Annotated in this window: 8 protein-coding genes; 6 read left to right on the forward strand and 2 right to left on the reverse strand. The window is 68.4% G+C overall.

Annotated elements, in window-relative coordinates; translation table 11 throughout:
- Positions 1-31: 31 nt before the first annotated feature.
- Both RLT59_RS36575 and RLT59_RS36580 read right to left on the reverse strand, forming a co-directional pair.
- Positions 32-1,462 (reverse strand): MFS transporter, encoded by a 1,431-nt coding sequence (locus tag RLT59_RS36575; RefSeq protein WP_311307368.1) that lies wholly within the window; start codon positions 1,460-1,462, stop codon positions 32-34.
- Complete coding sequence (locus tag RLT59_RS36580) at positions 1,455-1,901, reverse strand: MarR family winged helix-turn-helix transcriptional regulator (protein ID WP_311307369.1); 447 nt, start codon at positions 1,899-1,901, stop codon at positions 1,455-1,457. Before RLT59_RS36580 ends, RLT59_RS36575 begins: the two co-directional genes overlap by 8 nt.
- Before the next feature lie 422 nt (positions 1,902-2,323).
- On the opposite strand from RLT59_RS36580, the gene RLT59_RS36585 reads away from it, so the two are divergent.
- From RLT59_RS36585 to RLT59_RS36610, 6 genes are all read left to right on the forward strand, one after another.
- Positions 2,324-6,613: a discoidin domain-containing protein gene (locus RLT59_RS36585; protein ID WP_311307370.1), complete on the forward strand. Its 4,290-nt coding sequence runs from the start codon at positions 2,324-2,326 to the stop codon at positions 6,611-6,613.
- Between the two features lie 328 nt (positions 6,614-6,941).
- Positions 6,942-8,369, forward strand: coding sequence for an extracellular solute-binding protein (locus tag RLT59_RS36590; protein WP_311307371.1), 1,428 nt, complete (start codon positions 6,942-6,944; stop codon positions 8,367-8,369).
- Between the two features lie 92 nt (positions 8,370-8,461).
- Entirely contained in the window at positions 8,462-9,421 is a 960-nt protein-coding gene (locus RLT59_RS36595; protein WP_311307372.1) for a carbohydrate ABC transporter permease, read from the forward strand.
- A 15-nt stretch (positions 9,422-9,436) separates the two neighbouring features.
- Positions 9,437-10,396 carry a carbohydrate ABC transporter permease gene (locus RLT59_RS36600; protein WP_311307373.1) on the forward strand — a complete coding sequence of 320 codons (960 nt, stop codon included), beginning with the start codon at positions 9,437-9,439 and terminating at the stop codon, positions 10,394-10,396.
- Between the two features lie 130 nt (positions 10,397-10,526).
- A complete protein-coding gene (locus tag RLT59_RS36605) occupies positions 10,527-12,149 on the forward strand; it encodes a glycoside hydrolase family 13 protein (protein ID WP_311307374.1) in 1,623 nt (540 codons plus the stop codon).
- Between the two features lie 88 nt (positions 12,150-12,237).
- On the forward strand, positions 12,238-12,564 hold the full coding sequence (locus tag RLT59_RS36610) for a cupin domain-containing protein (protein ID WP_311307375.1): 327 nt from the start codon (positions 12,238-12,240) through the stop codon (positions 12,562-12,564).
- Position 12,565 lies beyond the last annotated feature (1 nt).

A 12,565-nucleotide genomic window follows, 5' to 3' on the forward strand; every position in this document is an offset into this window, starting at 1 on the left:
GTGAGTTGAGCGTGCGACGGGCGGTCGGGGGCTAACGCGCTTGCGGCGCCGCGGCCGGGGAGTCCTTGCCCGGCGCACGGCTGAGGGTGCGGTAGAACAGGGTCATCAGGAGGTAGAGCACGGCCGCGCCGAGCATGATCCAGGCGAGGTGGTGCATACCGCCGGTGTCCACGCGCCGGCCGAAGGAGGCGGCCGCCGTGGAGGAGGCGACCATCGAGCCCACATAGGCGAAGGTGCGCAGCAGTCCGGCCGAGGAGGCGGTGCGCTCGGGATCGGCCTGGAAGTAGACCGAGTTCTGCAGGGCCAGGCTGTTCAGCCCCTGCGGGACGCCGAATATCAGGGCGACGAGTATCAGCGTCCACACCGGACTCGCCCCGGTGAGCGTCAGCATCACCGCACAGGCGGCGATCTGGCCGAGCCCGCCGGCGATCAGCTTGCCGCGGACCCCCTTGCGCCGCCCGGTGAGGACCGAAACCCCGATGGCCACCAGGAACATGGGGATCTGGACGAGCCCGGCGTGGAAGGGCGAGAGCCCGAAGCCCTCCTCCGTCCACTGGGTGAACCCGTAGAGGAAGGCGTACGAGACGACGTAGGCGACGAGCGCGCGCCCGTAGGTGGCCAGCAGCGGCGTGTTGCCGCCCAGCACCCGCAGGTCGATGAACGGGGTGGGCGCCCGCAGCTCCCGTACCGCGAACGCGGCGCTCGCGGCGGCGGCGATGGCCAGGAGGTACCAGTCGCGCAGGTGAAGGTTCATCAGGAAAAGCAGCAGGGAGACGAGCATCGCGGCGAACAGTGCCATCCCGGGCAGGTCGAGCTGGGCGGCGATCCGTCCGCGCTGCGGGGACTCCCCGGTGCCGGCCTCTCTGGGCAGCCGGAGCAGCCCCAGCAGCAGGGCCGCGCCGGCGAGGGGCACGTTCAGTGCGAACGTGGTGCGCCAGCCGCCCAATCCGATCAGCAGGCCGCCGAGCAGCGGGCCGATCACGGCGATGGTCTGGTTGGCGACGGCCAGGGCGGTCAGCACCTCGCCGGGGCTGTCCCGGCCCGTCCGCCTGGCCTCGCTGCGCAGCAGCGCCATCGCGGCGGGATACCCGGCACAGGTGCCGAACCCGAGCAGGACGCGTGAGGCGATCAGCACGCCCAGGTTCGGCGCCACGGTGCCGATGGCGCCGGCGACCCCGACCAGGGTGGTGCTGACGAGGAAGAGCCTGCGCGGCCCGAAGATGTCGATGAGCCGGCCCATGACGGGCTGCCCGAGGGCGGTGGCCAGGTAGAGCGCCGAAACCAGCCACGCGGTCTGGGCGGGCGGGGCGCCGAGCGCTTTGCCGATGGGTATGAGCGTGACGGCGATGATCGTCGAGTTGACCGGGTTCAGGACCGAGCCCAGCAGCATCGGCGGCAGCAGCCGCCGGTCGAAGCCCGCCGTCGCCGCGCGGCCGCGCTCCGCTTTCGTCCGGTCAGTCATGGGTCAGGCGCTCCAGTACGGCCATCGCGGCGATCACGGCCTGCCGTTCCTCCTCTGTGCACCGCTCCTGCAGCTCACCGGCGAGCCACTCCTGCCGGGCCTGGCGTCCCTCCGCCACCCGTTGGTGCCCCGCCTCGGTCAGCGCGACCAGCAGGCGGCGCCCGTCACCGGGGTCGGGGCGGCGTTCCACGAGCCCCAGGGCGGTGAGCGACGCGAGCGTCGCCGTCACCGACTGGTGGCGCACGCCCTCGGCCGTGGCCAGCTCACTGGCCGTGATGCCCGGACTGGCGGACAGCCGGGTCAGCACGGACTCCTGGCCGAAGGTGATGTCCTCTGCCTCTGCGGCGTTCAGGATGCGGCGCCGCAGCCGGCCGATGACCGTACGGACCTCTCGTGAGGCCTGAACCGCTGAGGGCGACGTGCGCGGGCTCTCGTTCATGCGCTCCACGGTAGAACGTACAGGACGAGTTGTACAGTTTCAGCTGTATAACTCGGCCGGCCCCTCCGGCGTTTCCTTGTCCGTCCGGTCCCTGTCCGAGCTGGCGCTTTCAGCGCCTTTCACTTTTACGCAAATCTATTGCGTAAATTGCAGCCCATTTGCAGGACCTTCTGCGTGGGCTCGTTGATGGCCGATGAGCCATCTATTGCCTTATTTGTCAGGGCAGTTGAGCCGGTGTGAGTCAATCCGCTTAGGTCGCGGTTTCTGTCACGACGGTGGACTCACCGTCATTTTTCTGCAACTCTCTGACCGTAATACGCAAAAGTCCATCCTGTGGGCGCAGGAAAGCATGCCCCCAGCAGGTACGCAGAAAGAGCCGCGCCTTGGACGCGCCCTGCGCCGAGGCCGAAGATCGGGGACCTATGAGAACGCAACGCTGGAGATGGCGGGTTCTCTCCGCCACTGTCACCACCAGCCTGCTGATGGTCGGGTGGCCGGCGATCAGCGCATCCGCCGCCGGCGGCCCGAACATCGCCGCCGACCAGAAGGCGGCCGCGAGCAGCGCCGGCAGCGGGAAGGCCGCCGGGAACATCGCCGACGGCGAGCAGTCGACGTACTGGGAGGGGTCGAGCAGCGCCCTGCCCCAGTGGGTACAGAGCGACCTGGGCAAGGTCACCCGCATCGACCAGGTCACCCTGAAGCTTCCCGCCGACTGGAAGACCCGCCGGCAGACCCTGTCACTCCAGGGCAGCGCCGACGGCACCAGCTTCGCCACGCTGAAGACCTCGGCCGCCTACACCTTCGCGCCGGGCAGCTCCAACAAGGTGACCATCAGCTTCCCGGCCACCCGGACCCGGTTCGTACGGGCGAACATCACCGCGAACACCGTCGCGAAGAACGGCCAGCTCTCCGAGCTGGAGGTCCGCGCGGCGGCCGAGTCGTCGGTGAACCTGGCCGCCGGCCGCACGCTCACGGCCAGCAGCTACATCCAGACCTACATCGCCGCCCAGGCCAACGACGGCAACGCGGCCAGCTACTGGGAGAGCCGCAACGGCGACCTTCCGCAGTGGATCCAGGCCGACCTCGGCTCCTCGGTCCGGGTCGACCGCGTGGTGCTGCGGCTGCCCGACGGCTGGGAGTCGCGCACCCAGACCCTGAAGATCCAGGGCAGCACCAACGGCTCGGACTTCACCGACCTGACGCAGTCCAAGGCCTACACCTTCAGCCCCACGGCCGGTGAGACGGCGACGATCGGCTTCGACGCCACGACCACCCGCTACGTACGCGTCCTGGTCTCCGCCAACTCCGTCCAGCCCGGCGCCCAGGTCTCCGAGCTGGAGATCTACGGGCCCACCTCGGGCGACACCCAGGCGCCCACCGCCCCCTCGCAGCTGGCGTACACCGAGCCGGCCACCGGGCAGATCAAGCTGACCTGGAAGGCGGCGACGGACGACACCGCCGTCACCGGCTACGACATCTACGCCAACAACACGCTGCTGACCAGCGTGGCCGGCAACGTCACCACGTTCACCGACACCCGTCCGGCCGGCTCGACCGTGTCGTACTACGTCCGGGCCAAGGACGCGGCGGGCAATGTCTCGGGGAACAGCAACACCGTCACCCGGACCGGCGACTCCGGCGACACCCAGGCACCGACCGCACCGGCCGGCCTGAGCTTCACCGAGGCGACCGCCGGGCAGGTCAAGCTGGTCTGGCAGGCGTCCACCGACAACAAGGGCGTCACCGGGTACGACATCTACGCCAACAACGTGCTGCGCAAGAGCGTGGCCGGCGATGTCACCACCTACACCGACACCCAGTCGACCGCCACCACGGTCTCCTACACCGTCCGGGCCAAGGACGCGGCGGGCAACGTGTCGGGCGACAGCAACACCGTCACCCGCAACGGCAGCACGAGCGCGGCGTCCAACCTCGCGGTCGGCAAGCCCATCACCGCCTCGTCCGTGGTCCACACGTTCGTCGCGGAGAACGCCAACGACAACAGCCTGAGCACCTACTGGGAGGGTGCCGGGGGCAGCTACCCGAACACGCTGACGGTGAAGCTGGGCGCGAACGCCGGGACCGACAGCGTCGTCGTGAAGCTGAACCCGGACAGCAGCTGGGGGCCCAGGACCCAGAACATCCAGGTCCTGGGCCGGGAGCAGAGTGCCTCCTCCTTCACCAGCCTGGTCGCGGCCAAGGACTACGCGTTCAGTCCGGGCAGCGGCAACGCGGTGACCATTCCGGTCAGCGGCCGGGTCGCCGACGTCCAGCTGAAGTTCAACTCCAACACCGGCTCCGGTGCCGGTCAGGTCGCGGAGTTCCAGGTGCTGGGCGCCCCGGCACCCAACCCGAACCTCCAGGTCAGCTCGGTGACCGCGGCTCCCGCCGCACCCGTCGAGTCGGACCCGGTCACGCTGACCGCGACGGTGCGCAACAGCGGCTCCGTCGCGGCACCGGCGAGCAAGGTCGAATTCCGGCTCCGCGGCAGCAAGGTCGCCACCGGGTCCGTGGGCGCGCTGGCCGCGGGTGCCTCCACCCAGGTCAGTGCGGCGATCGGACCGCGTGACGCCGGCAGCTACGAGGTCAGCGCCGTCGCGGACCCGGCGAACGACGTCATCGAGCAGAACGAGACCGACAACACCTACACGAGCACGACCGCTCTGGTCGTCAAGCCGGTCGCCAGCTCGGACCTGGTCTCCACCGGGGTCAGCACCTCCCCGTCGGCCCCGTCCAACGGCCAGAACGTCACCTTCTCCGTCGCCATCAAGAACCAGGGCTCCGTGGCGTCCGCCGCGGGCGGCCACGCCGTCACGCTCAGCCTGCTCGACGCCAAGGGCGCCACGGTGAAGACCCTCACCGGCACCTACAACGGGGCCATCGCGGCGGGCGCGACCAGTGCGCCGGTGAGCCTGGGCAGCTGGACCGCGGTCAACGGCTCGTACACCGTGCGGACGGTGATCGCGGACGACACCAACGAACTCCCGGTGAAGCGGGAGAACAACACCGCCAGCAGCTCGTTCTTCGTCGGCCGCGGCGCCAACATGCCGTACGACATGTACGAGGCGGAGGACGGTGTCACCGGGGGCGGCGCCAAGGTCGTCGGTCCGAACCGGACCGTCGGTGACATCGCGGGCGAGGCGTCCGGCCGCAAGGCCGTCACCCTCGACAGCACCGGCAACTACGTGGAGTTCACCACCAGGGCGAGCACCAACACCCTGGTGACCCGGTTCTCCATCCCCGACTCCGCGGGCGGCGGAGGCATCGACTCCAAGCTGAACCTCTACGTGGACGGCACCTTCCTCAAGGCGATCGACCTCACCTCGAAGTACGCGTGGCTGTACGGCGCCGAGACCGGACCCGGTAACTCCCCGGGCTCGGGTTCGCCGCGGCACATCTACGACGAGGCGAACGTGATGCTGGGCAAGACCGTCCCGGCGGGCAGCAAGATCCGGCTCCAGAAGGACGCGGCGAACACCTCCACCTACGCGATCGACTTCGTCAGCCTGGAGCAGGCCACGCAGATCGCCAACCCGGACCCGGCCGCCTACGCCGTGCCCACCGGATTCACCCACCAGGATGTCCAGAACGCCCTGGACAAGGTCCGGATGGACACCACGGGCAAGCTGGTCGGCGTCTACCTGCCGGCCGGTGACTACCGGACCGCGAGCAAGTTCCAGGTCTACGGCAAGGCCGTGGAGGTCGTCGGCGCGGGTCCCTGGTACACCAGGTTCTTCGCACCGTCAGGCCAGGAGAACACCGACAACGGATTCCGTGCGGAGGCCAGTGCGAAGGGCTCGTCGTTCGCCAACTTCGCGTATTTCGGGAACTACACCTCGCGCATCGACGGACCGGGCAAGGTGTTCGACTTCTCCAACGTCTCGGACATCACGATCGACAATGTCTGGAACGAGCACACGGTGTGCCTCTACTGGGGCGCGAACACGGACAGCATCACCATCAAGAACTCCCGCATCCGTGACACGTTCGCCGACGGCATCAACATGACCAACGGCTCGACGGACAACCACGTCGTCAACAACGAGTCCCGCGCCACGGGCGACGACAGCTTCGCCCTGTTCTCGGCCATCGACTCCGGTGGCTCGGACATGAAGAACAACGTGTACGAGAACCTGACCTCGATCCTGACCTGGCGTGCGGCGGGTGTCGCCGTCTACGGCGGCTACGACAACACCTTCCGCAACATCCTGATCGTGGACACCCTGGTCTACTCGGGCATCACGGTGAGCTCGCTGGACTTCGGCTACCCGATGAACGGGTTCGGCACCGAGCCGACGACCATCGAGAACGTCTCCGTCATCCGCTCCGGAGGCCATTTCTGGGGGACGCAGACCTTCCCCGGTATCTGGCTGTTCTCCGCCTCCAAGGTGTTCCAGGGCATCCGGATCAACCATGTCGACATCGTCGACCCGACGTACAGCGGCATCATGTTCCAGACCAACTACGTGGGAGGACAGCCGCAGTTCCCGATCAAGGACACCGTACTGACCGACATCTCGATCACCGGCGCCCGCAAGAGCGGGGACGCTTTCGACGCCAAGTCCGGCTTCGGACTGTGGGCCAACGAGATGCCGGAGGCCGGCCAGGGGCCCGCCGTCGGTGAGGTCACCTTCAACGGCCTGAAGCTCAGCGGCAACGCGCAGGACGTGAAGAACACGACCTCCACCATGAAGATCAACATCAACCCGTAACCCCCTCGCACACAGGAACGCCGTCCGGCTTGCCGGACGGCGTTCCGTGGTGCGCAAATTCCTTGCGCCCACCCGTGCGAAGTTTGCGGAAGCGGAACCGCGGAGCGGTCACGAACCGTGCGGAACCGCCCTTGGCATGCTGTCTCGGCTGTGTGGAGCCGGGTGGCATGCCTCTGTCGTACCTCACAGTGGCGCGCAACGGACTGTCAGACTTTTACGAAAACTGCGCGAGATATTGCGTTCACATGTCGGCGCTGGTTGAGTGAACCTCGCCCCGGCAGAGAGCCGGCCGAGGGCCTTCCATGCTCATGCCCGAAGGGGACCATCGATGAGAAGTGCTGGGTTCAGCCGCACCCGCCGTACAAGCCGTGCCTCAGCGGCTGCCCTTGTCACCGCACTCGCCCTGACCGCTCTCGCCTCCTGCGGCACGAGCAGCAGCAGCGACAACGGTGACAACGGCAGTGGATCCAAGGGATCGTCCGACCCGTCGGCGCCGCTCGACCCGAAGACGAAGGTGACGATCTCGATCGACTGTATGCCGCCGGCGGCCAAGGCCGCGGAGCTGCGTGAGTGGAACGAGGACATCAAGACGTTCAACAAGCAGTACCCGAACGTCACGATCAACGGGAAGTCCACTCCCGGCCAGTGCAACGAGCCGCCCCGCTTCACGGCGATGCTGAAGGGCAAGTCGCAGCCCGACGTCTTCTACGCGTACTTCAGCGACCTCCAGCAGGTCCTGGACAACGACGGCGCCGAGGACATCTCCGCCTACGTCAACGACAAGTCGGTGCCCGCGCTCAAGGACATCCAGACCCAGGTCGTCGATGTGGCCCGCAAGGACGGCAAGCTCTACGCCCTGCCGACCAGCAACTACACCATGGGCCTGATGATCAACCGGAAGCTGTTCAAGCAGGCCGGTCTGGACCCGAACAACCCGCCGTCCACCTGGGAGGACGTCCGCAAGGCCGCGAAGAAGATCGCGGGCCTGGGCAAGGGCATCTCGGGCTACGGCGAGTACAGCGCCGGCAACAACGGCGGCTGGCACTTCGCGGCCACCCAGTTCGGCCTCGGCGGTGACATCGTGGACGCCTCCGGCAAGAAGGCGGCCTTCAACAACGCCACCGGCAAGCAGGTCCTCCAGCAGCTGCACGACATGCGCTGGGAGGACGACAGCATGGGCAAGACCCAGCTGCTGAAGTGGGGCGACCTCCAGAAGCAGATAGCCAGCGACAAGCTGGGCATGTTCCTGGCCGCCCCCGACGACATCGCCTACATGGTCCAGCAGCTCGGCGCGGAGTACGAGACCTTCGGCCTCGGCCCGATCCCGGGCGGCAAGGGCACTCTCTTCGGCGGCAACAACTACATGATCAAGAAGGGCAGCTCGCCCGACCAGATCAAGGCCGGCATCGCCTGGCTCAACTTCAAGAACCTCACCCCGGGCAAGGGACAGTTCGACTGGGCCCGCACCAAGGCCGACAAGCTCCCCGTCGGGCTGCCGCAGCCGAACTTCTTCCTCAACGACTCGAAGACCAAGGACGACGCCGCACGGGCCAAGGACGCGACGATGCCCGTCGAGAACTTCAAGGCCTTCATGGACAACCCCGTCCCGGGCAAGGCCGAGCCGCCGAAGGCCCAGGAGATCTACAAGATCCTCGACAACGCCATGTCCGGTGTCCTGACCAACAGGGACGCCGACATCGACAAGCTGCTCTCCACCGCTGAGCAGCAGGTCAACCAGGTTCTGGCGAACCAGTAACGGACGCGCGGGACCGGGTCACGCGGACCCGGTCCCGCATTCCGGCCCCGTCCGACTACTGCGCTTCAGTTCACCGGCACCTAGGAGACACCATGTCGGCCCCTACCCTGTCCTCCCCCAAGGCCGCCAGGCCTGGGCCAGGACTTCCAGGCCCCGCACGCCGGACCTCCGCCCGCGAGGAGTTCCTGCGCGCCGTGCGCCGCAACATCTCAGCCCACGGCTTCCTCATCGGAGCGGTGCTCTGCTTCTCGTTCTTCTCCTGGTATCCGATGGTCCGGGAGTTCATCCTGGCCTTCCAGAAGTCCGAGAACGGCGAAACCACCTGGGCCGGCTGGTCCAACCTGACGTACGTCTTCAACGACCCGGCCTTCTGGCAGGCCTGGCGCAACACCCTGCAGTACACCGTGCTCGCGCTGCTGCTCGGCTTCGTCGTCCCGTTCGTCGTCGCCATCGTGCTCAACGAGTTCCGGCACGCACAGGGCTACCTGCGGCTCCTGGTCTACCTCCCCGTCATGCTGCCGCCGGTCGCCTCCGTACTGCTCTTCAAGTACTTCTACGACCCCGGATACGGCCTCTTCAACCGCATCCTGGAGATCTTCCACCTGCCCGCACAGCAGTGGCTCCAGGACACCGACACCTCCATGCTCTCCGTCGTCATCGCGGCGACCTGGATGAACATGGGCGGCGCGACGCTGATCTACCTGGCCGCCCTCCAGGGCATCCCCGGCGAGCTGTACGAGGCGGCGGAGCTCGACGGCGCGGGCCTGCTGCGCAAGATCTGGCACGTCACCATCCCGCAGACCCGGCTCATCCTCTCGCTGCTCCTGCTCATGCAGATCATCGCGACGATGCAGGTCTTCACCGAGCCGTTCCTGCTCACCAACGGAGCCGGCCCGGAGGGGTCCACCACCACCGTCGTCTACCTCATCTACCAGTACGCCTTCAACTTCAACAACTACGGCAGCGCGGCGGCACTCGGCCTCGTCCTGCTCGTCGTCCTCGCGGGATTCTCCGCGGTGTACGTACGACTGAGCCGCAGCAGCGAAGACTAGGACGGGAGCACGACCATGGCATCGAACACGCTAGTCTCCCGGCGCGGGAGCGAGAGCCGCAGAGCGGTCCGCCGCAGGGCCGAACGCGCGGCCGACCTCGGCCGCCAGCGGACCCTGATCTCACCGGCCCAGCTCGGCAGACGCCGCGGCAAGACGTTCTACTGGATCACCTTCGCCGTAGTGGTCATCGTCTTCACCGTGGCCTTCCTCGGACCGCTGTACTGGATGGTCACCGGTGGTCTCAAGACCACCCAGGAAGTCGTACAGAGCCCGCCCACGGCCTTCCCCAGCTCCGTCCACACCGAGAACTACAGCCAGGCCTGGACCGTGATGGACCTGTCCAAGCTGCTGTTCAACACCCTGTACTACGCCTTCGGCGCGCTCGCCTTCCAGCTGATCTTCGACGTCGCGGCGGCGTACTCGCTGTCCAAGCTGCGACCGGTGTTCGGCAAGGTGATCCTCGGCATGATGCTGGCCACCCTGATGATCCCGGCCACCGTGCTGGTCGTCCCCCAGTACCTGACCATCCTGGACGTCCCGGTCTTCCAGCGGAACCTGGTCAACACCCCCTGGGCGATCTGGCTGCCGTCGGTCACCAACGCGTTCAACATCTTCCTGTTGAAGCGATTCTTCGACTCGATCCCGCGTGAGCTGCTCGACGCCGCGTCCATCGACGGCGCCTCACCGCTGCGCACCCTGCGCTCGATCATCCTGCCGATCTCCCGGCCGATCCTTGGAGTCGTCTCCATCTTCGCCATCGTCGGCGTGTGGAAGGACTTCCTCTGGCCGATGCTCACCCTGCCCGACCCGAGCAAACAGACCCTCAACGTGGGCATCTACTCGCTGGCCAGCGGCGTACCGGAGAACATCCTGATCGCCGCGCTCACCATCGCCTCCATCCCCACGCTGCTCATCTTCCTGATCTTCCAGCGCAACATCATGGGCGGTCTGACCGCGGGCGGCCTCAAGGGCTGACCCCCGCCACACCGCCCCGCGCCGGGACCCCGCACAGCCGCCTTCCCCTCAGCACTCCGCCGCCGGCCCGACCGTCCTGCCCCGCTCGGGGGCCGGCGGCGGAGTACCACCTGCCCGAAAGGAACGCCACGTGGCAGCCAACTGTCCGTCCGAGCCCACCGCGAACTGGTGGCGCGACGCAGCCATCTACCAGATCTATGTACGCAGCTTCGCCGATGGCGACGGTGACGGCACCGGCGACCTCGCGGGAGTACGGGCCAGGCTGCCCTACCTCGTCGAACTCGGCGTGGACGCACTCTGGTTCACCCCCTGGTACCTCTCGCCGCTCGCCGACGGCGGCTACGACGTGGCCGACTACCGCACCATCGACCCCGCGTTCGGCACCCTGGCCGAGGCGGAGAAGCTGATCGCGGAGGCCCGCGAACTCGGCATCCGCACCATCATCGACATCGTGCCCAACCACGTCTCCGACCAGCACGCCTGGTTCCGGGCCGCCCTCGAAGCCGGCTCCGGCAGCCCCGAGCGCGACCTCTTCCACTTCCGCAAGGGACGCGGCCCGGACGGCGCGATCCCGCCCAACGACTGGGTCTCCGAATTCGGCGGCACCCCCTGGACCCGGCTGGACGACGGCGAGTGGTACCTCCACCTCTTCGCCACCCAGCAGCCCGACCTCAACTGGGCCCACCCGGCGGTCCGCCAGGAGCACGAGGAGGTGCTGCGCTTCTGGTTCGAACGCGGCGTCGCCGGCGTACGGATCGACTCCGCGGCCCTGCTCGCCAAGGACCCCGCGCTGCCCGACTTCGCCGAGGGCGACCCGCACCCCTTCGTCGACCGCGACGAACTGCACGACATCTACCGCGCCTGGCGCGCCATCGGCGACGAGTACGGCGGCGTCTTCGTGGGCGAGGTCTGGCTGCCGGACGCCGAACGGTTCGCCCGCTACCTGCGCCCCGACGAACTGCACACCGCTTTCAACTTCAACTTCCTGGCCTGTCCCTGGGACGCCGGACTGCTGCGGACCGCCATCGACGACACGCTCTCCGAGCACGCCTCGGTCGGGGCCCCCGCCACCTGGGTCCTGTGCAACCACGACGTGACCCGCACCGTCACCCGCTACGGCCGCGCCGAGACCGGCTTCGACTTCGACGCGAAGACCTTCGGCACCCCGACGGACCTGGCCCTGGGCACCCGCCGTGCCCGCGCCGCGGCCCTCCTCTCGCTGGCCCTGCCCGGCGCCGCGTACCTCTACCAGGGCGAGGAACTCGGCCTGCCGGAGGTGGACATCCCGCTGGACCGCATCCAGGACCCGATGCACTTCCGCAAGGGCGGCGCGGACCCCGGCCGCGACGGCTGCCGGGTGCCGCTGCCCTGGTCGGCGCAGGGCCCGTACGCCGGGTTCGGAGGCGACGCGGAACCCTGGCTCCCGCAGCCGGACGACTGGGCCTCGTACGCCGCGGACCTGCAGAGCGACGACCCGGAGTCGATGCTCACCCTGTACCGCGAGGCGCTGCGGCTGCGCCGCGAGGAGCCGGGGTTCGCCACGACGGGGGAGCCGGGCGCGCGCGAGCTGACGTGGCTGGACGCGGCGCCGGGGGTGCTCGTCCTCAGCCGCACCGACGGACTCCTGTGCGTGGTCAACCTGGCCGCGGAGGCGGCCGAGCTGCCCGAGCACACCTCGGTACTGCTGGCCAGCGGCCCGCTCGACGGCGCGGGCAGGCTCCCGCAGGACACCGCGGTCTGGCTGCGGGCCTGACCCCGGAACCCGGACGCACCTGCTCATGGACCCGGAGGGGCCCATGGGCAGGATCGCGGGGGGACGAGGGCTGCGGCACAGTAGGGATATGTATGCCGCGAATGATCTGAACGCCCTCGCCGCCGAGCACCTGGCCGCGGCCCGCACCTCCGCGCACGGCCGCAGCGCGCACCTCCTGCTGCACGAGGAGCCGCTGCGGCAGACCGTCATCGCCCTGACGTCGGGCTCCGCGCTCGACGAGCACAACGCCCCGCCCGCCGCCTCCCTCCAGGTGCTGCGCGGCAGGGTCCGGCTCACGGCCGCGTCCGGCGATGTGGAACTGGCGCCCGGACGGCTGCTCCCCATCCCGCAGGAGCGCCACGGGCTGCTCGCGCTGGAGGACGCCGTGGTGCTGCTGACGGCGGTCAACGGCTGAC

The sequence above is a fragment of the Streptomyces sp. ITFR-6 genome (assembly GCF_031844725.1).
Taxonomy (GTDB): domain Bacteria; phylum Actinomycetota; class Actinomycetes; order Streptomycetales; family Streptomycetaceae; genus Streptomyces.

Bases quoted from the DNA above. Each gene is read 5' to 3' on its own strand.
- RLT59_RS36575 (WP_311307368.1), bottom strand. From the start codon at position 1,462: ATGACTGACCGGACGAAAGCGGAGCGCGGCCGCGCGGCGACGGCGGGC.
- RLT59_RS36590 (WP_311307371.1), top strand. From the start codon at position 6,942: ATGAGAAGTGCTGGGTTCAGCCGCACCCGCCGTACAAGCCGTGCCTCA.
- RLT59_RS36595 (WP_311307372.1), top strand. From the start codon at position 8,462: ATGTCGGCCCCTACCCTGTCCTCCCCCAAGGCCGCCAGGCCTGGGCCA.
- RLT59_RS36610 (WP_311307375.1), top strand. From the start codon at position 12,238: ATGTATGCCGCGAATGATCTGAACGCCCTCGCCGCCGAGCACCTGGCC.
- RLT59_RS36600 (WP_311307373.1), top strand. From the start codon at position 9,437: ATGGCATCGAACACGCTAGTCTCCCGGCGCGGGAGCGAGAGCCGCAGA.
- RLT59_RS36585 (WP_311307370.1), top strand. From the start codon at position 2,324: ATGAGAACGCAACGCTGGAGATGGCGGGTTCTCTCCGCCACTGTCACC.
- RLT59_RS36580 (WP_311307369.1), bottom strand. From the start codon at position 1,901: ATGAACGAGAGCCCGCGCACGTCGCCCTCAGCGGTTCAGGCCTCACGA.